Origin of the sequence: Paenarthrobacter sp. NCHU4564, assembly GCF_052156435.1 — a bacterium.
Lineage (GTDB): Bacteria > Actinomycetota > Actinomycetes > Actinomycetales > Micrococcaceae > Arthrobacter.
This window is the reverse complement of record NZ_JBQLIS010000027.1, coordinates 25339-46555: the sequence shown is the minus strand read 5'-3', so window position 1 is coordinate 46555 and position 21217 is coordinate 25339. Positions and strand designations below refer to the sequence as shown.

Genomic DNA, 21217 nt, shown 5'->3' with positions numbered 1-21217 from the left:
GACATTTTCTGATGACGCTTTCAGGACAGGCCGGTCACTCTCATGGTGATGTTGATCCGTCCCCCGGAAAGACCGCATCCGTCCGGTGCTGTTCCGGGAAGGACCTTGGGAATCCCGTGGTAGGCGAACCGGGACGGTCCACCGAAGACGAAAAGATCACCGGAGCGAAGGTGCACGTCGGTGTAAGGCTTGGTCCGGGTCAGCGTATTCCCAAAGCGGAAAACACACTCGTCTCCGATGCTCAAGGACACTACGGGGGCATCAGACAGTTCGTCCTTGTCCTGGTGCATGCCCATGGCTGCGCCGTCGGAGTAGAAGTTCACCAGCGCGGCATCAGGCGTGTATTTTGCTGACAGTCCTGACAGGGAGGGGTCTGCCCCGGAAGACGCGGCTTCCAGCGCCTTCCTTCCCAGCCGCACCATCCAGTCCGGGAAGTCCAGGACGGGCAGGCCATTGACGTCGGTTGCTTCCCGCGTGTAGCGGTACGGCTGCCAATGCCAGCCCAGGCACACTGTCCGCACGGACATCCGGCGGCCTCCTGGCAGGGTTGCGGCACGCAAAGGTACTGGTCCCTGGCTCCACTCCTCGAAGCGGGCCACAATCCACTGTTGTTGTTCCAAGGTCAGCCACCCAGGCACATGGACTGCCCCGGGAGCTATCTCCCGGGGTCCGGAGGGTGAGACATCGGCAGGTGCCACCAGCTCCCGTGGGAACAACGCGTCTTCACTCATGCGGCCGCCTCCAACGCGAGGAGGGTCCGTTTGGCCTCGGTTCCCCCGAGGTAGCCACCGTAGCTGCCGTCCGTCCTGACCACCCTGTGGCACGGGACGATGACGGGGATCGGGTTGGTGGCACAGGCTGTCCCCACCGCGCGGACGGCATTCGGGCTCCCTGCTGCACGAGCCACTTCCGCGTAGCTCTCGGTCCGGCCATAGGCAATCTCCGGAAGGTGGTGGAGGACGTTCAAACGGAAGCCCCGCGACAACCGGAAGTCCAGCGGAAGATCAAAGGTCCTGCGTGTTCCGCGGAAGTACTCGGTCAACTGCCGGGCAGGTTCCGCAAGCTGCGACGGTACGTGAAGGATGTTGGGGCTGACTGTTGCGGCCAATTTCTCCAGCACCGCCTGGTGATCTTCGTTCTCGAAGGCTACGCGGACTATTCCCTGTTGCGTTGCCGCCACCAACAGGTTGCCCACCGGGGAGGCGACCACGGTATAGGCGATCTTTAGGTCGCCGGTCTCAAGCGCTGCCTGGGCAAGCCGCTCATGAAGCCCGGCAAGTGCCGGCTCCAGTCGATGGTCCAGTGGTTCGAGCAGCATGGCCGCCCCGGCGCTGTCTGTGTGTTCCACGGCTGTTCCGTCCTGGTGGAGGGACTCCGGAGAAGATGATGGCAGGGTCATCGTGGCGCTCCTTTCGCGGTGAGGGAGGTGGGGGGTGCAGGCTCATGCGGTGTGTATAAGGGACGCTGCAGGGTTCCACGGAGGGCTTTGATGCCGTCGGACGCTGCACGTCTTGCTGCTTCCGGTGTTCCACCCAGCAGCAGCGCAATGTCCTTGTAGGGAACTCCGGCCAGGAAGTGGTAGGCAATCGCCTGCCGCTGCTTGGGCGGCAGCTGCCCCACGGCGTCGAGCAGTTCCGCGTAGCCCCCGCCCGGGATGCCCAGCACGGAAGGCCGCTCCGGCGGCTGGTCGACGGGCGCAGCCCGCCTGGAACGGGCCCGGAGGATGTCCACGCACTTGCGGTGCGCGATGGTGACGAGCCACGCCTCGATGTTGGCGTCCGGGGGGAGCTTGGAATACGCCTGCAGGGCAGAGAGGAAAGTGTCCGACCAGGCGTCGTCGGCCTCCTGGGCACCCACCACGGCGCGGCAAACCCTGAGTACGGACGCCCCGTGTTCCTGGACGATCACTTCAAACGGCAGCTTGGGGTGCCCCGGCGCGCGTGCCATCAGAAGAGTTTGCCCTCTTTGGCGGCAGCCGGTTCTTCGAGGTCCAGGAGGAAACGCTTGTTCCGCAGGCCCCCGGCGTAACCGGTCAGCTGCCCGTTTCTGCCCACCACGCGGTGGCATGGAACGATGATGCTGACCGGATTGCGGCCCACTGCTGAACCCACTGCCTGGGCCAGGTGGGGGTCGCCCAACTCCGCGGCAAGTTCCCCATAGGTAATGGTTTCGCCGAACGGGATGAGGTGGAGCCGCTCCCACACCCTTTGCTGGAAGGCATTGCCCGCTGTCTTGAATCCAATGTCGAACGCGGTGCGGCGGCCTTCAAGATACTCCTTGAGCTCTGCCGCAGTTTGCGCGAAAACGGGGTCATCGGCGGGTGCTGCAGCACCAAAGTAGTCCGGTGGGGGCAGGTGCCAGTGGCCTTCGTAGAAGACGCCCGTGAGGAAGTCCCCGTGGGCAGTCAGCGTCAACTGCCCCAACGGGGAATCCATGGTGGTGTGCCTGGTGGTCATACCCTGTAGACGCTCACGGGCACCTTAATGTGAGGTGCGGTTCCTAGGAGCGCCAGCGCGTGGTCATGAGGAACCCGACGATCGCGATGCCGAAGCCGGCCACGATGTTCCAGGAACCCCAGTCCTGGACGGGAAAGCGGCCCTCGGTGATGTAGAACGTGATGATCCACAGCAGCCCCAGGATCATCAGTCCGAACATGACGGCCTTGTACCACACGGGGTTCGGCTTGTACTGCTGCGCTGCGGAAGTCTGCTCGGCCTGACGGGCAGGCCGCTTGCGGGGCTTGGACTCGGGCACGGAGCCTCCTTGGCTGGCGGTGTGGACCCCCGATGCGCCGGCCTTGGTATCCTGCAGGAAGGAAAATTCCAGCGGTCAACGGCCACGCGGCGTTCCGGGTTGTTACTAGCTGTCAAGTCTAGCCGCAACTCCGGGTCATCCTGTGCCGCCCGCACCGATCAAGGAGACCCCCCGTGGCGCACCAGCAGACGACGGCCGATGCCAGCCGTCCGCCTGCCCCCGGGCAGAGGCGCCGGCAGCCGACCACGCGCCTCCGTGTCTCCGATGTCCTCCGCAAAATCAGCCAGATATTCGGCGAGCTCCTGATTACCGGGGGGATCGTCCTGCTGCTGTTTGTGGGCTGGGAATTGTGGTGGACCAATGTGGAAGCCGATGCCAAGCAGTCAGAGGCGATCAAGAGCTTCGCCCAGGAGCTGACAGGCCCGGTTGAACCGGCTGTCCCGGGCACGGACTACGGACCACCCGTAGTGGGCACCGCTCCCTCCAACGGACAAACGATCGGCATCATGTACATCCCGCGCTTCGGCGCCACGTACACCCGGCCCATCATTGAGGGAACCGGAGCAGATGTCCTGGACACCCTCGGAATCGGCCACTACGCAGGCACCTCCATGCCAGGGGCCAAAGGCAACTTCGCGGTAGCAGGACACCGCCAGACCCACGGCGCAGTCCTGGACAGCATCCACACCCTGGTCCCGGGCGACAGGATCTACGTCCAGACACCCGACGGCTATTACACCTACGTTTTCCGGAACAACCAGATCGTGCTGCCCAACCGTGCTGATGTTCTCCTGCCCGTCCCCACGCAGCCAGGGGCCGCGCCCGAGGAGAGCATCCTGACCATGACCAGCTGCAATCCCCGCTTTGGCGCGCAGGAAAGAATCATCGCCTATTCCGTGCTGGACAGCTGGCAACCTTCCTCAGCGGGACCGCCGTCGGAAATAGCCGCCCAAGTAGCCCAAGCCCAAGGAAAGGGGTAACGGATGTACGCCTGGATCTTTCGCAATTTGCCGGGCCCCTTGTGGGTGCGGATACTGACATCAGTGGTGCTGGTGGCCGTGGCCCTGGTCCTGATGGTTCAGTTCCTCTTCCCCTGGTTCTCCCAGTTCACCACCTTGACCGACTCAACGATTGGTGCAGTACAGCAGCCATGAGCACTACAAAAATCCTGGTCGTGGATAACTACGACAGCTTCGTCTACACCCTGGTGGGCTACCTCCAGGAGCTGGGCGCCGAAACAACCGTGGTCCGCAACGACGACGTCACCCTGGCCGAAGCCAAGGAACTCGCCGCGGCCCGTGACGGCGTCCTGGTCTCCCCCGGCCCCGGAACGCCCGCTGAAGCCGGCGTGTGCATCGACCTCATCAAATGGTGTGGTGAAGCCAGCAAGCCCATGTTCGGGGTCTGCCTGGGCCATCAGGCCCTCGCGGAAGCTTACGGTGGCGTGGTGACCCACGCGCCGGAGCTGATGCACGGCAAGACTTCTCCGGTCAGCCACGAAGGCAAGAGCGTTTTCTACGGACTGCCGTCCCCGGTGACAGCTACGCGCTACCACTCACTGGCCGCCGTGCGCGACTCCATCCCGGACGTCTTGGAAATCACCGCCGAAACCACCAATGGTGTGGTCATGGGCTTGCAGCACAAGACCGCACCGCTCTGCGGAGTGCAGTTCCACCCTGAATCCGTGCTGACCGAAGGCGGCTACCAGATGCTGGGCAACTGGCTCGAGTCGCTCGGGATGCACGGCGCCGCAGAGCGTGCCGCGAAGCTCAGCCCTCTGATCCAGCACTAGCGTTCAGGGGGCCGGTTCAGTCCTTCTTGGTGGGCGTGGGCTTGGAGCTCGACGTCTCCGTTGGCTTCGGCGTCGGCGTGGGGTCCGGGGCAGGGGCCTTGGCGACAGTAACCGTGATGGTCTTGCCCTGATCGACTTCCGTGTCCGCAGGATCGCTTTGGGCGGTTACCTTTCCGGCGGCCACCTGCGAGTTTTCCTGCTCCACGACGTTCATGACCAGGCCGTTTTCCTTCAGGCGCGCCTCGGCCTCCTGCTGGGTCATACCGATCAGCTGCGGCATCAGGACCTTGCCCGACGAAAGTTGCAGCAGGATCTTGGCATCCGGCGCAATCGCTCCGCCGGGAGCCGGGGACGTCCCGACGATCTGGCCCATCAGCACGGTGGGGCTGTGGGTACGCACGGTTTCCATGACACCGGTGAAGCCGAGCCTCTTCAGGTAGTCCCTGGCATCGGGCTCGGTCCGGCCCACGATGTCTGCGGGAATGGTGAGGGAGGTCGGTCCGCTGGAGATGTTGAGGATGATCTCCGAATTCTCCTCCAGCATGGCGCCAGCGGTCGGGGACGTGCCTATGGCCATGTCCTTGGCGACCGATTCACTGGAAACCCGTGAGGTTTTCGGGACCAGCTTGGCCGAGTACAGCTCCTGGAGGGCTTCGGATTCGGTCATGTTGGCGACCGTGGGAACGGCAACCTTGGCGGGGGCGGGTGGCTGCGTGTTCACCACGTTGTAGATCCAGAAACCAGCGCCTGCCAACACCAGGACAGTGAAAATCACCAGGGTGGCAGTCCAGGCACGACGGCGGGACTTCTGCCGTGCGGTCCTCTCGCGTTCCGGTGGGAGGCCCAGCGGAAGGGCCTCGTCAGCAGGCGGGTTGAAGCGTCCGGCCGCGTACTGGGCATCGTTGTACACATCAGTGGTTTTGTCGTCGTCCACGGGGTCAACGTCGAGGAAACCCACGGCAGTGGCGCTGAGCAGCTGGGTCGGCGGATCCTCCGCAGCTACGTGGTCCTGAGGATCCGTGGCTGCTTCACCCGACGGTACGACGGGTACGGCAATTCCATTGCTTGCCGCCCGGAGAGCGCGGCGGAAAGCAGCTGCATCCTGGAAACGGTCCTCACGGTTCTTCTGGAGGGCCTTGGCGAGGACGGAATCCAGGGCTTCGGTGACATCCGGGTTGTGCGTGCTGGCGGGTTCCGGCATCTCACGGACATGCTGGTACGCCACGGACACCGGGCTGTCCCCAACAAACGGCGGACGGCTGGTCAGGAGTTCGTAGAGCAGGCAGCCCGCCGAGTAGAGGTCGCTGCGGTTATCCACGGTCTCACCGCGGGCCTGCTCCGGTGAAAGATACTGGGCCGTGCCCACCACGGCCTGGGTCTGGGTCATGGTTGCTGCGGAGTCGGCCATGGCACGGGCAATGCCGAAGTCCATGACTTTGACGTCACCGCTGTCCTCGCACACCATGACGTTGGCCGGCTTGATGTCGCGGTGGACGATGCCGGCCCGATGGCTGTATTCCAGCGCGGAGAGGACACCCAGCGTGTAGCGGATGGAATCCTCCACGCCCAGTTCCTTGGCCTTGATCATGTCCCGCAGCGTCCGGCCTGCCACAAACTCCATCACGATGTACGGAACGCGCACATCCTCGGCGGGGCCGCCGTCCACGGAGAACTCGCCGGTATCGAAAATAGCCACGATCGAGGCGTGGTTCAGGGCAGCAACAGCCTGGGCCTCGCGTTTGAAGCGGGCCTGGAACTGGGGATCGCGGGCGAGGTCTGCACGCAGGACCTTGACCGCGATGGTCCGGCCCAGCAGCGTGTCCGTGCCGCGGTAGACATCGGCCATTCCGCCACGACCGATCAGGTCGCCGAGTCCGTAGCGGCCATTGAGGATGCGCTGTGAAGACACAGAAGGGTTCTCCTCCCTGTGCGCGGGACCTTCGCGGTGTGCGGGCCCCTCACGATGTGGGGAACCAGGCCTGGGTGTTGACATGGCGGGCTGCTTAGTTGCCCGGACGGCTGGTGGGGCTGCCGCTGGACGTAGACGGGCTGGTGGGCACTACTGACCTGGAGAGGTAGTAGGTGACGTTGGAGCCCTCAGGAACCTCGGTCCCGGCGGCCGGCGAAGAGCGGACGAACGTGCCCGGCTGCTGGCCGACTGCACCATTGACGGGATCACCCGGAATCCATTTCAGGCCGGCACCTTCGATCGCCGCCCGGACCTGGTCCTCCGTGGCCCCGACGCCGATCGTCGGAACGGTGACTGTGGCCGGTTTCTCCGGGCCCTTGGAGTACGTGACCGTGATGGTGGTGCCCGGATCGAGCGGACCGGTGGGGTTCAGGCCGGTCACCAGGCCAACAGCAGCCGTGTCACTGAACTCTTCCCGGCCATCTACACCGAAACCGAGGCCCCGGAGTTCGGCACTGACGGTCTCGAAGGGCTGTCCCAGGTACTGCTCCGGAATGACGTTGATCTTCTGGGGAGTACTCTGCGTTGGCGAAGGTGAGGGCGCCTGCGAGGTCTGCGTAGGCGTGGGTGCGGCCGACGAGGACGCGGGGCTCGACGTCCGGCTGGGGCTGGACGACGTTGTTTCGCTTGGACCAGGGCTTGGTGAGAAGAAACCTGACTGTGAAATCAGGAAGCCGACCAAGGCAAACAGGACCAGGAGAATGAGGGCCACCAGCGGCCACGTCCACGGGCTGCGCTTCTTGCGCTCGGGCTCGGGGTCGTCGTAGGTGGTTTCCTCGTATTTGGTGGCGTCATCATTCAGCTGGCGCTCAGCCTCCAGCGCATTCGCACGCGCCAGGGGGTTGTCCGCCGAAGCTGCAGCGGCGGCCCCAACAGCAGCCCCTGCCGCACCGGCACCAACCACCGGAAGTGCGGAGGTCGCCGTCGTGGTCTGCTCTTTGGCGATGGGTGACGTGACTACGCCGGTAGGGGCAGTGATGGGTCCTGTGGCGCCTTCGAACAGGAGCATGCCGGGAACGGCCGCGTGTGCCGTGGCGATGTCACCGTTGCGGATGGCCTCGGCGGCCTCGGCCAGCTTGATGGCGTTGGCCGGGCGGTTCTTGGGATCCTTGGCCAGCATGGACATCAACAGAGCGCGCACGGGCGTAGGCAGCGTCTCCGGAAGCGGCGGCGGAGCATCGTTGACCTGTGCCAAGGCGATGGCGATCTGTGACTCACCCGAGAACGGTCGGTGCCCGGTGAGGCACTCGTAGCCAATGACGCCCAGGGAGTAGATGTCCGAAGAGCCCGTAGCTGTTTGGCCTGTCGCCTGCTCAGGGGCAAGGTACTGCGCAGTGCCCATGACCTGGCCGGTCTGGGTCAGCGGCACCTGGTCGGCAAGGCGGGCGATGCCGAAGTCGGTGACCTTGACGCGGTTGTCCGGCGTGATCAGCAGGTTGCCCGGCTTGATGTCGCGGTGAACCAGCCCCTGCGCGTGGGCCACGGCCAAAGCCCGTGCCGTCTGGGAAATGATGGACAGGGTCATGTCCGGGGACAGCACCTGTTCCTTTTCAAGAATGGCGCTCAGCGGGTGTCCCGGAACGAGCTCCATCACCAGGTATGCGGAACCGGCTTCCTCGCCGTAATCGAAGACGTTGGCAATGCCCACGTGGTTGAGCAGGGCGGTGTGGCGGGCCTCGGCGCGGAACCGCTGCAGGAAGCCCGGGTCACCGGTGTATTCCTCCTTGAGCACCTTGATGGCAACAATCCGGCCCAGGATCTGGTCCTTGGCCTTCCAGACTTCACCCATGCCGCCAATCGCAATGCGACTGGTCAACTGGAACCTGCCGCCGAGTGTGATTCCCGAAGTAGGCCTCACTTATTCAACACCGCCTCAAAAATCTTCTTTGCGTTCGGACTGGTTAGCTTGGAACCGGTGACCACGTCCACACCCTCCATGACGATGGTGACGGCCACTTGCGGATCGTTCGCCGGGGCAAACCCGGTGAACCATGAGTTGTTCAAACCTGAATCGCCCAGTTCAGCGGTACCGGTCTTGCCGGCCACCTTGACCCCGGAAACGGAAGCTCCATTGGCGATGCCGTTGTCTACAGCGCTGGTCATCCACTCGGTGATCTGGTTGGCGATCGGCTCGGTGGTGCTGGTGCGGAGCCGTTCGGACCTGGTCTCGGTGATGACGCGCAGATCGGGAGCCCGTACGGTCTTGACCAGGTACGGCTTCATCTGGACGCCGTTGTTGGCGATCGCGGCAGTCATCATGTTGATCTGCAGCGGCGTCGCCTTGACGTCGCGCTGGCCCACGGAGGACTGGGCGAGCTGGGCCTGGTCCAGGTCGGTCGGGAAGATGCTGGGGGCCATCTGCAGTTTCAGCTGGTCGCCGAAGTTCTGGCCGAAACCGAACTTCTCGGCCTGCTCGCGGATCGCATCCTGTCCGAGGTCCAGGGCGATGCTGGCAAACGGCGTATTGCAGGACTGCTCCAGCGCGAAGGAGAACGACGCCGTCTCCCGCACGTTGCAGTTGCCGCCCGCATAGTTGGGCAGGCTTGCGCTCGAGCCGGGCAAGGGCAGGCTGCTGGGGTTGGGAAGCTCGCTGTCCTTGTTGTACTTGCCGGAGTTCAATGCCGCGGCGGTGTCGATCAGCTTGAAGACCGAGCCCGGGGACAGCAGGTTGCCCGTGGGGCCGCTGACGTTCTGGTTCAGGTTGATGCCCGGCACCTGGTTGAGCTCGGCGTAATTGGCCTCTGCCGCGGCGGTGTCGTGCGTTGCGATCAGGTTGGGATCATAGGAAGGCTTGGAGACCATGGCCAAGATGGCGCCGGTCTTGGGGTTGGTGACCACGATGGAGCCGCGCTGGCCGTCCGGAATGAGGTCGTAGGCAAGCTTTTGGACCTCGGGGTCCAGCGTCAGCTCCACCGATGCGCCCTTGGGCTCGTTGCCCAGGAACATCTGGCTCACACGGTCCAGGAACAACTGGTCGGAATTTCCCGCCAGAGTATCGCTCATGGATTGCTCAAGGCCCGTGGATCCGAAGCCACGGGAGAAGTACCCGGTGACGCCTGCGTACAGCTCCGGCTGCGTGTACTTGCGCTGGAACGCGCAGGATTCGGTGCCGGTCACGGACTCCGCGACCGGTTTGCCCCCGACAATGATGGATCCACGGTCGTTGCAGAACGATGCCAGGATGGCGCGCTGGTTCCACGGATTGGCGTTGAGGTCGTCCGCGCCAATGACCTGGACGTAGCTGATGGCGCCGAAGATCAAAGCAAACATGGCCACGGCTGCCATCCACGAACTTCTGATGGCCTGGTTCATTGTTGCTTCACCGCCTCGGTAAGTGCGCCTGATGTGGGGGGATTGGCCGGCTTGCGGGCAGCCGGGTTGCTGCTGGTGGCCGGGGGTTTGTTCACCATGGGTGTAGTGTCCACAGGACCCCGGGCCGTGTTGGAAATCATCAGGAGCAATCCGACAATGATCCAGTTGGCCAGCAGGGAGGACCCTCCGGCGGCTAGGAACGGCGTGGTGAGGCCGGTCAGCGGAATGAGGCGCGTTACGCCACCGATGACCACGAAGCACTGCAGGGCGATCGCGAAGGACAGGCCGCACGCCAGCAGCTTGCCGAAAGCATCCCGCGTACCCAGCGCGGCACGGAAACCGCGGGTGAAGAGCAGCAGGTAGAGCATCACGACGGCGAAAAGCCCGATAAGGCCCAACTCTTCGCCGATGAGCGCAACGATCATGTCGCTGTTGGCAAAGGGAACCAGATCCGGCCGGCCCTGGCCAAGGCCGGTACCCACCAGGCCGCCGTCGGCCATGCCGAACAGGCCCTGCACGATCTGGCCACTGCCGCCGGGAGACCTGCCGAAGACCTCCGGGGTGAAGGCATTGATCCAGCTGTCGATGCGGAAGGCCACATGCGAGAAGATCCGAGAGGCAATGAATCCGCCGCCCAGGATCAGGGTCAGGCCGATGACCACCCAGGAGATACGGCTCGTGGCCACATAGATCATCACGATGAAGAGGCCGAAGAACAGGATGGACGAACCGAGGTCGCGCTGGAACACCAGGACGCCGATGCTGACCAGCCAGGCCGTGATCATGGGGCCAAGGTCCTTGAACCGCGGGAACTGCATGGGCCCGATCTTCCGGCCGGCAAGGAGGATCAGGTCCCTGTTGGACGAAAGATACCCGGCGAAGAATATGGCGAGGGTGATCTTGGAGATTTCACCGGGTTGGAACGTCATGGGGCCCACCCTGATCCACACCCGGGCACCCAGGATTTCACCGGCGGATATGCCGGGCACCAAGGGAAGGATCAGCAGGAAGGCGCTGGCTGCAAGCGAAATGTAGGTGAAACGGCGCAGGATCCGGTGGTCCTTGAGGAACCAGATGACTGCGATGGACACAGCCATGGCGATGAGGGTCCACCGCAGCTGGTTGTTGCCGGTATCGTCCGCCGGCCCATCCATGCGGTGGATGAGGGCCAGGCCGAGTCCGTTGAGCGCCACCACAATGGGAAGAATTACCGGATCGGCATACTTGGCGCGGAGCCGGAGTACGACGTGGAAGGCGAAGGCGGCCACGGCAAGCAGGCTCGACTGGAACCAGAAGTCCCGGTCCAGGCCGCTGTCCGAGTTGATGCTCACCAGGGCGCTCGCGCCGATTCCCACGGCCAAAGCGAGCACGATCAGGACGAGCTCTACATTGCGGCGTGGCTTGGTGGCGGTATCTGTTTGAATCACGGTGCCACCTCACAGGGAGTCGGGACGGGGGAGGGCGTTGGCTCTCCAGGTGAACTGGCGATCGCAGCTGTACTGGGAACTGCCACGCTGGTGGCAGGTGCCGGGCTCGGCGTGGGGGTGCCCGTAGCCGGTGCTCCCGGGCTTGGGCTGGCTCCCGCGGTTGCGGGGCTTCCCGCGCCGGGTGATGCAGCCGGTGCCGTGGGGGTGCCGCTCGTCGTGGGGCAGGCGCCGGACGTGCTGCCGAAGTTCTTGAGGTTCTCCACGATCCTTTGGGCGTCGTCCAGGTCTCCTGCCGGGACCGTCTGCCGGACGCTTTGCTGGCCGTACTCCGGAAGGGAGTCGACACGCAGTTCGGTCACCGATTCCAGGCGCGACAGCTGGATGGGACCCAGCCGCTGCGAGATGCCGTTGAAGATGGCCACCCGCTGGTCGAACTCGCCCACGTAATAGCGGGTTTGTGTCCAGGCGTAGCCGAGCCACAACCCGACCACCACTCCAAGGACCACAAAGGCTGCGACGGCGGGCATAAGCCAGCGCACGCGGCGGCGCGGTGGCTCTTCGAGGTCTAGCCTGTCCTGTTCGGCTTTGTGCGTCAGGACGGTCGCCGCGCGGCGGGCCACTGTTCGCCCGGCCACGGTGGGGATGGAGCCCGTCTCGGCAGCAGTCGCAGCGGCGCCGACGAGTTCGTGCGGCCTGCTGGCGAGTTCTTCGCGGAGAACCTCCGCGGAAAGGTGCTCGCCGAGGTTGGGGTCAGTGGTTGCAGGGGGCTCTGCTTCCTCTGCGGCGTCCTTGGCCTCGGTGGCGTCGTGGGGCTTGGCGTCTTCAGGGGTTTCTTCGCCGGACTTTTCCCGGGAAGCAGCAGTGGAAGCAGCCGGGGTTTCCTCGGCGGACTTGGTGGCGGAGGGGCCTTCCGTTACCTTTTTGCCCTTGGCCGCATCCTTGGAGGCCGCAGGTCCGTCCGCCGCGGCAAGCGCTGCGGGCGGTACGACGTCGACGGCGGCGGTAGTGACGTCGTCGTCGGTTTCCTCGGCGATTTCCAGCATGACCACGGTGACGTTGTCCGGCGCGCCGGCCTCCAGCGTGAGGTCCACCAGGGTCTCAACGCATTCACGCAGGTCCTTGGTTTCACGGACCGTACGCTCCACCACATGGCCGGCCACGTAGTTCAGTCCATCCGAGCACAGGAGCCAACGTTCGCCGGGTTCGACATCCAGGATGTCCAGGTCCAGCTCCGGGCTGGCGTCCACGTCACCCAGAACGCGCATCAGCACATTCTTGTGGGGGTGTGTCTCGGCTTCCTCCGGACGCAGCCGGCCCTCGTCAATCAGGCGTTGGACGAACGTGTGGTCGATGCTGACCTGCTCAAACGTCTTGTTCCGCAGTCGGTAGGCGCGGGAATCGCCGATGTGGGCGAAATGGAGCTTGCGGCCCTCAAGGAGCAGGGCAGTGACTGTGGTTCCCATGCCCGACAGCTTGGGATTCTGGTGCACCAGCTCGGAAAGCAGCGAATTGGCGGTCTGGATCTCGTCCGCCAGGACGGTGTCAGCTCCGTCCGGATAGTCGTCGTGATCCAGATGGATCATGTCCAGCACCGTGGAAGCGGAGGCGACATCGCCGCCTGCGTGACCGCCCATGCCATCGGCAACCACGGCAAGGTGGCGGCCCACGTATGCGGAGTCGTCATTCTTGGAGCGGATCCTGCCGACGTCGGAACGCGCGGCGTAGCGCATGATGAGGGGGCGCTCCGCCGGCTTCTCCTTGCCTTCGGTGGTCTGGGGTGCAGCCATGGACTACGGCCTCAATTCGATGACCGTCTTGCCGATCCTCACGGGGACGCCAAGCTCGACCGGAAGCGCCCGGGTGAGCTGCTGATCGGCGAGGTAGGTGCCGTTGGTGGAGCCGAGGTCCTCAATGAACCAGCGGCTGCCCTGCGGGAACAGCCGGGCGTGGCGTCCGGAAGCGTAATCATCCTCGAGGACCAGGGTGGCCTCCTGGGCCCGGCCCAGCAGGATCGGGCTCGCAGCAAGCGGTACCGTGGTGCCCTTGAGCGGCCCTTCGGTCACCACCAGGTTGCGGGCATGCTGGATGGCAGGCGGCGGCGATGCAGCGAGTTCCGGGTGCTTGCGCACTTCACGCGCCGTGGGCGCACCCGTGGCAGCCTTGCGGCCGATCTGGAAGTCCCGCCGCATGGTGGAAACGATGCTGAAAATGAGGATCCACAGCAGGAGGAGGAAGCCGAAGCGAAGAGCGGTAATGGTCAGTTCGCTGATGTCGTTCACGCGTGGCCACCCGGGTTCTGGGGGAGGAGGCGGAAAATGATCTTGGTACGTCCCATCGTGATGGTTGAGCCGTCAGTGAGTTCCACGCTGCCGTCGACTTTATGCCCGTTGACATAGCTGCCGTTGGTGGAACCCAGGTCCACAGCCCAGGTGGTGCCGTTCTGGGTGCGGACTTCAAGGTGCTTGCGGGACACTCCGGTGTCATCGACCAGGATGTCGGCTTCTGAAGAGCGGCCCAGCACGATCGACTGGGCATTGAGCGAGTATCGCTGTCCGCCGATGTCCAGCACGGGCTGGAGGCGGGTGGGCTGCCTGGAGGGGGCTGCCGGAACGTTCGGCCGCGGCGCCTGGGGGGCGGGAGCGCCGCCGTCGGAGGTTTTCTCCGTCCGCGAGGTGATCTCGAAATGCCCGGCGCGCTCTTCTTCGTTGCGGCGGAAGGAGATCCGGACCGGCCCCTGGAGGGTGTAGCCCTGGCTGCGGACGTGCTGGATCACGACGTCGCACAGTTCCTCGGCCAGCGGGGTTCCCCATTCCTGGGCCCGGGCAAAGTCTTCGTCACTGAGCAGGACGTCGAAGACATTGGGAGCCAAGGTACGCCCGGCCGCGATGGTGATGGACTTGTTGTCCAGTTCCCGGCGCAGGTTGCTCGCGATCTCCACCGGCTCGACCCGTGCCCGCGACCCTGTGGAGAAGACGTTGCGGACAGCTTTTTCGATGCCGCGCTCGACTTTATCCAGCAAACCCATGGTCCTTCTCCTTTCCTTGCCGCGGCACGGTCAGTGCCTGTCCGATAGTCCGTCCGTTCACCCTTCTGCGCACACAGCGAAATGAGCGCCGAACGGCCCTTCCACTTCCCGATACTACTGGGCGTGACTGGGAATGGCCTTAATCCACAACGCCTTGCGACCCGGAAAAGTTCGCTCGCGCCCCGTCCATACGGCCTTCCTGCGGGGTGAAATTTCCGCGCTGTTCAGGCGAAGTTTCGTCTGTGAAGCTTCCTTCAAAGACCTTGCCATGATGCCCTGTTTTGCTCGATTGGTGTTTTGCCCGGGGTGTCCGTTATGCTTGATCTCGCTGCTTTTGAAGGAAGCGAAGCCGGTTTCCGGTGGATCGCCTGAAAAAGAAGTTGCGCGCGAGTGGCGGAACGGCAGACGCGCTGGCTTCAGGTGCCAGTATCCGAAAGGGTGTGGGGGTTCAAATCCCCCCTCGCGCACGCAATGAAAAGAGCCCCGATCTACGGATCGGGGCTCTTTTGTTTCCCCTCGCCCCCAACTAGGTCGCATTTGTGCGCGTTTAGAGGGCCCAAAACGCGCACAAATGCGACCCAGTTGGGTGAGGGGTTAGAGGGATTGGCGCTTCAGGGCCCGTCCCAGGCGGGCAGCGGCCTCTTCCAGCTTGTCCCCGGATACATCTCCATAGGCAAGGCGGAGGTGGCGGTCGGCGTCCGTTCCTGGTCCTGAGGGGAAGAACGAGCCGCGCTGGTACTCCACGCCTTCGGCAGTGGCATCGGCGGCCAACTGATCCGCGTCCACAGAGTCATCGGCCAGCCGCGGCCACAGGAACAGGCCACCCTCCGGAAGGACAGTCTCGAAAGCTCCCGGGGCTTCCCTGTGCAGCGCTTCTACCAGAGTCTCCGCACGGCTGCGGTACAGCGCGCGTGCGCTCTCCAGCGTTCTATCGAAGACTCCGGGATCGGACGTGACCAGTTCGCCGATGATCGCCTGCACCAAAGTGGAACTGTGCGAGTCCTGGCGGCTGCGGAGCGCCACCAGATCACGGGCCAGGTGCTCCGGTGCCACAGTCCAGCCAAGCCGCAGGCCCGGCCCCAGTGTTTTGGTGAACGTATTAATGTGCAGCACGTGGTCCGAGGTGTTGAACTCCTCCACACTTTCCTGTTCGCCGGAAAAACGCAGTTCACGGTAGGGGTTGTCCGCCAGGATGACGAATCCGTAGTGCTCCGCCAGCCGCACCAGCTCCGCACGCGCCTCGCCCGGAAGCGTGCCCTGCGAGGGGTTGTGGAAGTCCGGCACTGTATAGAGCGCGGACGGACGGGCTCCCGAACGCAACAGGTCGCTGAGATGGTCAACGTCCAGGCCACGCGGGCCAACGAACACGGGCAGTGTCTGGGCATCGGAGAGCTGCAGGCCGCGGAGGAACAACGGGAAGATCGGGTTGTCCACGGCCACCAGGTCGCCGCGCTCAACTACAGCCTGAATGGCCAGCGACAGTCCATGGAAGCCGCCGTTGGTGATCAGGATCCGGTCAACGGAGACTCCCTCGCGTTCGGCGATCCACTCGCGCAGCGGAGAGATGCCTTCAGTGCGCGAATACTGGAGCGCGGGTACGCCCGGCCTGGCCAAAACCCGGGCCGTGGCTTGGGCGAGTTCCTGGGTCGGCAGGACGCCGGGGTCCGGTATGCCGCCGAGGAGTTCAATCGCGTCAGCCCGCTTGTCACGCAGGGTGGCGTCACCGAATCCCTTCGGTGCGGTGAAGGCCTCGATCAGTGCAGGCCGGCGGGTGCTTGTCAGGTTCACGGTCATGCGGTTGCCTTCGCTGGTTGTTTGGTTTCGGATACAGGCGTTGCCAAGGGAATGGCGTCCAGGAGCGCCTGGGTGTAGGGATGTTGCGGCCGCAGGAAGATGTCCTCCACAGGGCCGTCCTCCACAACATGGCCACGGCGCAGCACGGAGACGGTGTCTGCCACCTGGCGCACCAGTGCGAGGTCGTGGGAGACGAACAGGTACGTCAGGCCCAGTTCCCGTTGCAGTTTGGAGAGCAGTTCCAGGATTCCGGCTTGGACGCTCACGTCGAGGGCGGACGTCGGTTCGTCCAAGACCACGACGTCGGGACGCACCACGAGCGCGCGGGCAATGGCCACGCGCTGCCGCTGGCCACCCGACAGGTGTGCGGGCGTGCGGGATGCGACGGACTCCGGCAGGCCTACTGCGTCCAATGCTTCCCGGACACGCTGTGCCCGTTCGGCTTTGGTGCCGACGCCGAATTGGTCCAGGGGCTCCCGGATGATCCGGCCCACCCGCCAGCTGGGGTCCAGGGACGTGAACGGGTTCTGGTAGACGAGCTGGAGATGGCGCCGGATCCCGCGGACTTCCGACCGCGACCTGCCCGATGTCGACTGGCCGGCTACCGTGATATCTCCGCCATCCGGTTGTTCCAGCCCCAACAGCAGCCGGACAGCGGTGGTCTTTCCGGAACCCGATTCGCCCACCAGCGCGTGCGTGCGTCCCCGTTCCACGGAGAAGGAAACACCATCAAGGGCCACCACTTCCTTGCCGCCCGCAGTGAAGCGCTTGGTCACGGCCCGGACGTCAATCTGCCGTTCGCCCGCCGACGGCGTGCTGTCCGCCGCAGTCCGGAAGCCGCCGTCGTACGTTCCTTCACGGGTGGAGCGCTGGTTCCGGTACCTGTCCGGGTGCAGCGCGGGAACGTCGGCCTGGAGGTTCCGGGCGTACTCGGTCCTTGGCCACGCAAAGATGTCCCGGGACGCCCCGCTTTCCTGGACCGAACCGTCCTTCAGCACCACCAGGGAGTCGGTGCGCTCGGCCGCGATGGCGAGGTCGTGGGTGATGAGGAGCAGACTGATGTCCAACTCGCTGCGAAGCTCGGTCAGCATGTCCAGGATCAGCTTCTGCACCGTGACATCAAGCGCCGACGTGGGCTCATCGGCCACGATCAGGGATGGACGTGGCAGCACCGTCAGTGCAATCAGTACGCGCTGCAGCATTCCGCCCGAGAGCTGATGCGGATAGGAGTCGTAAACCCGGGCAGGATCCGGGAGCCCCACCTGCTCCAGGACGTCCAGGATTTTCCGTCGCCGCTTTTGCGGATCGGTTTCGCCCAGCAGCGCGGCGGCCTCCTGAGCCTGCGCGCCGATGGTCCGCACGGGATTCAAGGCGGAGGCGGGATCCTGCGGGATAAACCCAAGCTCCCTTCCCCGGAGCGGGCGGAACTGCCTCTCCGGGAGGGCCAGGACGTCCCTGCCGTTCAGCTCCACTGCACCTGTGGCGGTTGAGTCGTGCGGAAGCAGCCGGAGGACGGCCTTGGCGATGGTCGACTTGCCGGAACCCGACTCACCGATGAGCGCGAGGCTCTCACCCTTGGCGAGGGAGAACGACACGTCATGAACGACGGCGGTACGGCCGTACGCGATCGACAAACCTTGCACTGTTAAAAGGGAGCTCATGTCACTTCGCCTTTCGCAGCCAGCGGCTGATGCGGTTCACGGACAACACGGTGATGACGATGACCAGTGCCGGCGCGTACACGAGCCATGGAGCCGTGACGTAGGTCTTGCCGGAGGCCACCAGCAGTCCCCAATCGGAGGACGGTGGCGGGTCGCCGTAGCCGAGGAACGCCAGCGAGGCGATGACGAGGATGGACGTGCCGAACTGGAGCACTGCCAGCACCAGCACCGAGCGGTAGGCGTTGGGCAGGATGTGTCCAAGCAGGGCGTGGCGGCGGTTGCCGCCTTCCAGGTAGGACGCTTCCACATAGCTGGCGCTGCGGACGCGGATCACTTCCGCGCGCATCAGCCGGGCGAAGACGGCGACGGCGGACACTCCGGTAGCGATGGCAGCGTTGATGGTCTGGAAACCCAGGGAGCTGACGATCACCACGGCCAGGAGGAATCCCGGGATGGCCAGCAGGACATCGACGAACCGGCCCAGCACAGCATCCAGCCAGCCGCCGCGGAACCCGCTGGCAAGGCCGATGATGCTGCCTGCCACCAGGCCGATGAGTACGGCCACCAGGGCGCTTGTGACCGAGGATGCCGTTCCGTAGACCACCCGGGCGTATTGGTCGCGGCCGAGGTAGTCGGTTCCGAACCAGTGTGCGGCGCTGGGCGCGGCCAGTTTGCTGGCGGTATCGCCGGTAACCGGGCTGTAGTGCGTGAAAAGCCCGGGAGCGAGCGACCAGAGGATCACGATGAGCACCACGGTGAAAGACAGGAGCACTGTGACGGGCGGCAGGCCCGCGAAGAGCCGCTTGGGTGGAGCCACCGGTCCGGCGAGTTCGGGGTTGCTGAGGATGGCAGTCATGCGCCCACCTTTTCCTGGAGTTTGACGCGGGGGTCGAGCAGCGGCGAGGCGAGGTCGGCCAGGAGGTTCACGCCGACGAACACCACTGCGGAGAGGGAGACCACGGCCTGCAGGACGGGCTGGTCCTCACCCGTCACGGCGCTCTGGACGACCGTGCCGATTCCGTCGCGTCCGAAGATGGTCTCGGTGATGACCGATCCACCCAGCAGCTCGCCAACGATGAGGGCGATCATGGCCACCGACGGCAGGGCTGAAGGCTTCACCAGGTGCTTCGCGAACAGCCTCGCCTCAGTCAGCCCCCGTGACCGTGCCACCAGCGCGTATTCCTGCCGGGATTCATGATCCAGGCTGGCGATCAGCACTTCGGCCAAGGGTGCGGACACCGGAATAGCCAACGTGATGGCAGCGAACAACGTCGCCACGGCGCTGTTGGGGTCGGTAGTAGTGAAGGTATGCAGCCGGAACGCGAACAGCTCGATCAGCACCAGGCCGATCACGAAGTTGGGCACCGACAGGAACAGCGATGGGATGGAACGCACGACGGCGGCTGCCCGGCTTGGGAGGTACTGCGCACCGTAGGCGATCCCCACCGCGAAGACAACGGCGATGACGAGTGCCGTGGAAGCCAGCGTCAGCGTTGACGGCAGCGCGTCACCCACCAGCTGTGCTACGGGCAGGTTGGACTGCAGGGAGAAGCCCAGCTCACCGGTGAGGAAGCGGCCAAGGGAGAGCAACAGCTGGACGATCACAGGTTCGTCCAGGCCGTAGTACGACACAATCCTTTGGATGTCTTCTTCACTGAGGCCGCGCTGCGGGTCACGCAGCGTGTTGGTGATGGCGTCGCCCGGGAGCACGCTGATCACCAGGAACGTCACTACGTAAGCGAGCAGGATGACGATTGCCGCCTGTCCCGCCCTGACCACAGCGAAACGCTTGTACCCGGAGGTCACTTTGCTATCCAGGCGGTGTAGAAGTTGGCGTAGGCAAGGCCGTTGTAGTGGACGTCCTGGACCTTGGGGCTGATGAGGTAGAGGCGCTGGACCAGCTGGTTAAGGGGAACGAAATAGCCCTGCTCCAGCACGTACTTCTGCAGTTCGTCGGCAACCTTTTCACGGGAAGCGCGGTCCGAGGCGGTGGCGATCGCCGTCGAGAGGTCGTTCAGCTTTTGGTCGCTGGTTCCGACGCTGAACCAGTCCTCGCCCTTGTTCTGGCTGGTCAGGACACCGGCGACCGTTCCGACGTCGACGAAGCTGCGGGAGGTCTGGAACAGCGGCGGCTTGCTGGCCTGGACAGCTGCGTAGCCGGCAACATCGACCACCTTGAGGTTGACCTTGATGCCGACCTTCTTCAGCTGTTGGGCGATGAGCTCGTCCTCGGCCTTGGTGGAGGGGACGTAGGGGTTCGGTGTCAGGGTGAACTCGAGGGTCTTGCCGTCCTTGGTGCGGTAGCCATCGGAGCCCTTGACCCAGCCGGCGTCGTCCAGCACCTTGTTGGCCTTCCCGGGATCGAACGCGAAGGAGTCGCTGAACTCGCCCGCTTCGGGGACGTTGCCCTGGATGAAGGTGGTGGCAGCGTTCCAGTCGTCGGTGTAGACGGTCTTGCGGATTTCTTCACGGTCGATGCCGTGCTGGATGGCTTGGCGGACGGCGAGCTCGTTGGTGGGGAATGCCGCGGTGTTGACTTGGAAGCCGTCGACGAAGCCAAGGTAGCGGGGTGTGCCAACGGTAAAACCCTGGGCCTTCAGGGACTCGATTTCCTGGGGTTCCACGTTGAAGGCCACGTCCGCCTGGCCGGACACCACGGTGGATGTACGGACCGAGGTGTCCTTGATGACCTTGTACGTGATGGTGTCCAAGCGGGCCGGACCCGTGTGTCCGAGTGCCGCCGGGCCCCAGTTGTAGTCCTTGCGCTTCTCCAGGACGTAACTGTCGCCCTGCTTCCAGGACTTGACCACAAAGGGACCGCTGCCAATTTCCTGGCTGAGATCTGCTTGCGCTTCAACCGGCAATGCCAAGGTCCTCGGAGAAAGCAGGATGCAGCCGTGGTACGCCAGGGTGGCGATGAAGCCCAGGGCCGGCGAGGAGAAAGCAACCTTGACCGTCCTGGGATCCACGGCCTCCGCAGAGACGAAGTTGGTGGAGGGGAACAGTCCAACCTTGCTGATACCGCGCTCTGCATCGCCCTTGGCCCAGGCATTGAGGTTGGCCACCACGGCGGCCGCGTCCAGCGGGCTTCCGTCGGAGAAGGTCACGCCCTCCTTCAAGTGCAGGACGAAGTCCTTGGCACCGTTGAGCTCTTCCCACTTCTCGGCAACCCACGGGCTGAGCTCGCCCTTCTCGTTGACGTACACCAGCTTGTCGGTGATTTGGCCCCAAAGGTTGCCCTCGTAGCTTGAGATCGCGGTCTTGCTGGGAACCCAGCCGGTGTCGTAGCCCTGGATCAGGAAGGTGATGTTTCCGCCCTCTACCGGGCTTCCTCCGGTAGAGCCGGTGCTGGCGGTAGGCCCGCCGCAAGCGGTGACCAATGCCGAGGTGGACAGGGCGCCGAGGCCTGCGAGGAACGCGCGCCTGCGGAATTCGGGGGTGCCAATGATGTTCATGAGGGGTCTCCTTGATGCTGTTGGGATT

General features: G+C 64.4%; 20 protein-coding genes and 1 tRNA gene. 4 read left to right on the top strand and 17 right to left on the bottom strand.

Annotation, left to right across the window (positions count from 1 at the left end):
- Window positions 1-20 precede the first annotated feature (20 nt).
- From ACSVIE_RS19655 to ACSVIE_RS19635, 5 genes are all read right to left on the bottom strand, one after another.
- Window positions 21-731 (bottom strand): alpha-ketoglutarate-dependent dioxygenase AlkB family protein, encoded by a 711-nt coding sequence (locus ACSVIE_RS19655; protein ID WP_442424934.1) that lies wholly within the window; start codon window positions 729-731, stop codon window positions 21-23.
- Window positions 728-1318: a methylated-DNA--[protein]-cysteine S-methyltransferase gene (locus tag ACSVIE_RS19650; protein ID WP_442424941.1), complete on the bottom strand. Its 591-nt coding sequence runs from the start codon at window positions 1316-1318 to the stop codon at window positions 728-730. The genes ACSVIE_RS19655 and ACSVIE_RS19650 overlap by 4 nt, the downstream gene beginning before the upstream one ends.
- A 77-nt stretch (window positions 1319-1395) precedes the next feature.
- Entirely contained in the window at window positions 1396-1947 is a 552-nt protein-coding gene (locus ACSVIE_RS19645; protein WP_442424933.1) for an RNA polymerase sigma factor, read from the bottom strand.
- Complete coding sequence (locus ACSVIE_RS19640; protein ID WP_442424932.1) at window positions 1947-2456, bottom strand: methylated-DNA--[protein]-cysteine S-methyltransferase; 510 nt, start codon at window positions 2454-2456, stop codon at window positions 1947-1949. Before ACSVIE_RS19640 ends, ACSVIE_RS19645 begins: the two co-directional genes overlap by 1 nt.
- Window positions 2457-2499: 43 nt before the next feature.
- Window positions 2500-2754 carry a cell division protein CrgA gene (locus tag ACSVIE_RS19635; protein WP_426005028.1) on the bottom strand — a complete coding sequence of 85 codons (255 nt, stop codon included), beginning with the start codon at window positions 2752-2754 and terminating at the stop codon, window positions 2500-2502.
- A 173-nt stretch (window positions 2755-2927) separates the two neighbouring features.
- Between ACSVIE_RS19635 and ACSVIE_RS19630 the strand changes: the two genes are divergently transcribed.
- From ACSVIE_RS19630 to ACSVIE_RS19620, 3 genes are read left to right on the top strand one after another with little or no spacing between them, the layout of a single operon-like run.
- Window positions 2928-3734: a class E sortase gene (locus ACSVIE_RS19630; RefSeq protein WP_426005029.1), complete on the top strand. Its 807-nt coding sequence runs from the start codon at window positions 2928-2930 to the stop codon at window positions 3732-3734.
- A 27-nt stretch (window positions 3735-3761) separates the two neighbouring features.
- Window positions 3762-3908: a hypothetical protein gene (locus ACSVIE_RS19625; protein WP_442424942.1), complete on the top strand. Its 147-nt coding sequence runs from the start codon at window positions 3762-3764 to the stop codon at window positions 3906-3908.
- Window positions 3905-4546, top strand: a complete 642-nt coding sequence (locus ACSVIE_RS19620) for an aminodeoxychorismate/anthranilate synthase component II (protein WP_426005031.1) — start codon at window positions 3905-3907, stop codon at window positions 4544-4546. The genes ACSVIE_RS19625 and ACSVIE_RS19620 overlap by 4 nt, the downstream gene beginning before the upstream one ends.
- Before the next feature lie 16 nt (window positions 4547-4562).
- Here ACSVIE_RS19620 and pknB read toward each other — a convergent pair whose 3' ends face one another.
- The 7 genes from pknB to ACSVIE_RS19585 are packed head-to-tail and all read right to left on the bottom strand — an operon-like array spanning window position 4563 to window position 14279.
- Window positions 4563-6539, bottom strand: coding sequence for a Stk1 family PASTA domain-containing Ser/Thr kinase (pknB, locus tag ACSVIE_RS19615; RefSeq protein ID WP_442424931.1), 1977 nt, complete (start codon window positions 6537-6539; stop codon window positions 4563-4565).
- Between the two features lie 10 nt (window positions 6540-6549).
- Window positions 6550-8373, bottom strand: coding sequence for a protein kinase domain-containing protein (locus ACSVIE_RS19610; protein WP_442424930.1), 1824 nt, complete (start codon window positions 8371-8373; stop codon window positions 6550-6552).
- Complete coding sequence (locus tag ACSVIE_RS19605; protein WP_442424929.1) at window positions 8370-9827, bottom strand: penicillin-binding transpeptidase domain-containing protein; 1458 nt, start codon at window positions 9825-9827, stop codon at window positions 8370-8372. Before ACSVIE_RS19605 ends, ACSVIE_RS19610 begins: the two co-directional genes overlap by 4 nt.
- On the bottom strand, window positions 9824-11254 hold the full coding sequence (locus tag ACSVIE_RS19600; RefSeq protein ID WP_442424928.1) for an FtsW/RodA/SpoVE family cell cycle protein: 1431 nt from the start codon (window positions 11252-11254) through the stop codon (window positions 9824-9826). The genes ACSVIE_RS19605 and ACSVIE_RS19600 overlap by 4 nt, the downstream gene beginning before the upstream one ends.
- Window positions 11251-13041, bottom strand: coding sequence for a protein phosphatase 2C domain-containing protein (locus ACSVIE_RS19595; protein ID WP_442424927.1), 1791 nt, complete (start codon window positions 13039-13041; stop codon window positions 11251-11253). Before ACSVIE_RS19595 ends, ACSVIE_RS19600 begins: the two co-directional genes overlap by 4 nt.
- 3 nt (window positions 13042-13044) lie before the next feature.
- Complete coding sequence (locus ACSVIE_RS19590) at window positions 13045-13524, bottom strand: FHA domain-containing protein FhaB/FipA (protein ID WP_426007632.1); 480 nt, start codon at window positions 13522-13524, stop codon at window positions 13045-13047.
- 5 nt (window positions 13525-13529) lie between these two features.
- Window positions 13530-14279 (bottom strand): FhaA domain-containing protein, encoded by a 750-nt coding sequence (locus ACSVIE_RS19585; protein ID WP_426005040.1) that lies wholly within the window; start codon window positions 14277-14279, stop codon window positions 13530-13532.
- Between the two features lie 384 nt (window positions 14280-14663).
- Here ACSVIE_RS19585 and ACSVIE_RS19580 point away from each other — a divergent pair.
- Window positions 14664-14746: transfer RNA gene (locus ACSVIE_RS19580), tRNA-Leu, on the top strand.
- 127 nt (window positions 14747-14873) lie between these two features.
- On the opposite strand, the gene ACSVIE_RS19575 is transcribed toward ACSVIE_RS19580, so the two are convergent.
- The 5 genes from ACSVIE_RS19575 to ACSVIE_RS19555 are packed head-to-tail and all read right to left on the bottom strand — an operon-like array spanning window position 14874 to window position 21189.
- Window positions 14874-16073 carry an aminotransferase-like domain-containing protein gene (locus ACSVIE_RS19575; RefSeq protein ID WP_442424926.1) on the bottom strand — a complete coding sequence of 400 codons (1200 nt, stop codon included), beginning with the start codon at window positions 16071-16073 and terminating at the stop codon, window positions 14874-14876.
- Window positions 16070-17734: an ABC transporter ATP-binding protein gene (locus ACSVIE_RS19570; RefSeq protein ID WP_442424925.1), complete on the bottom strand. Its 1665-nt coding sequence runs from the start codon at window positions 17732-17734 to the stop codon at window positions 16070-16072. Before ACSVIE_RS19570 ends, ACSVIE_RS19575 begins: the two co-directional genes overlap by 4 nt.
- Window position 17735: 1 nt before the next feature.
- Window positions 17736-18590 carry an ABC transporter permease gene (locus ACSVIE_RS19565; RefSeq protein ID WP_442424924.1) on the bottom strand — a complete coding sequence of 285 codons (855 nt, stop codon included), beginning with the start codon at window positions 18588-18590 and terminating at the stop codon, window positions 17736-17738.
- On the bottom strand, window positions 18587-19540 hold the full coding sequence (locus ACSVIE_RS19560; protein ID WP_442424923.1) for an ABC transporter permease: 954 nt from the start codon (window positions 19538-19540) through the stop codon (window positions 18587-18589). The genes ACSVIE_RS19565 and ACSVIE_RS19560 overlap by 4 nt, the downstream gene beginning before the upstream one ends.
- Complete coding sequence (locus tag ACSVIE_RS19555; RefSeq protein WP_442424922.1) at window positions 19537-21189, bottom strand: ABC transporter substrate-binding protein; 1653 nt, start codon at window positions 21187-21189, stop codon at window positions 19537-19539. Before ACSVIE_RS19555 ends, ACSVIE_RS19560 begins: the two co-directional genes overlap by 4 nt.
- Between the last annotated feature and the right edge of the window lie 28 nt (window positions 21190-21217).

Coding starts and splice junctions, on each gene's coding strand:
- ACSVIE_RS19640 (WP_442424932.1), bottom strand. CDS start 2,456: ATGACCACCAGGCACACCACCATGGATTCCCCGTTGGGGCAGTTGACG.
- ACSVIE_RS19655 (WP_442424934.1), bottom strand. CDS start 731: ATGAGTGAAGACGCGTTGTTCCCACGGGAGCTGGTGGCACCTGCCGAT.
- ACSVIE_RS19555 (WP_442424922.1), bottom strand. CDS start 21,189: ATGAACATCATTGGCACCCCCGAATTCCGCAGGCGCGCGTTCCTCGCA.
- ACSVIE_RS19570 (WP_442424925.1), bottom strand. CDS start 17,734: ATGAGCTCCCTTTTAACAGTGCAAGGTTTGTCGATCGCGTACGGCCGT.
- ACSVIE_RS19650 (WP_442424941.1), bottom strand. CDS start 1,318: ATGCTGCTCGAACCACTGGACCATCGACTGGAGCCGGCACTTGCCGGG.
- ACSVIE_RS19620 (WP_426005031.1), top strand. CDS start 3,905: ATGAGCACTACAAAAATCCTGGTCGTGGATAACTACGACAGCTTCGTC.
- ACSVIE_RS19565 (WP_442424924.1), bottom strand. CDS start 18,590: ATGACTGCCATCCTCAGCAACCCCGAACTCGCCGGACCGGTGGCTCCA.
- ACSVIE_RS19575 (WP_442424926.1), bottom strand. CDS start 16,073: ATGACCGTGAACCTGACAAGCACCCGCCGGCCTGCACTGATCGAGGCC.
- ACSVIE_RS19595 (WP_442424927.1), bottom strand. CDS start 13,041: ATGGCTGCACCCCAGACCACCGAAGGCAAGGAGAAGCCGGCGGAGCGC.
- ACSVIE_RS19645 (WP_442424933.1), bottom strand. CDS start 1,947: ATGGCACGCGCGCCGGGGCACCCCAAGCTGCCGTTTGAAGTGATCGTC.
- ACSVIE_RS19605 (WP_442424929.1), bottom strand. CDS start 9,827: ATGAACCAGGCCATCAGAAGTTCGTGGATGGCAGCCGTGGCCATGTTT.
- ACSVIE_RS19585 (WP_426005040.1), bottom strand. CDS start 14,279: ATGGGTTTGCTGGATAAAGTCGAGCGCGGCATCGAAAAAGCTGTCCGC.
- pknB (WP_442424931.1), bottom strand. CDS start 6,539: ATGTCAACACCCAGGCCTGGTTCCCCACATCGTGAGGGGCCCGCACAC.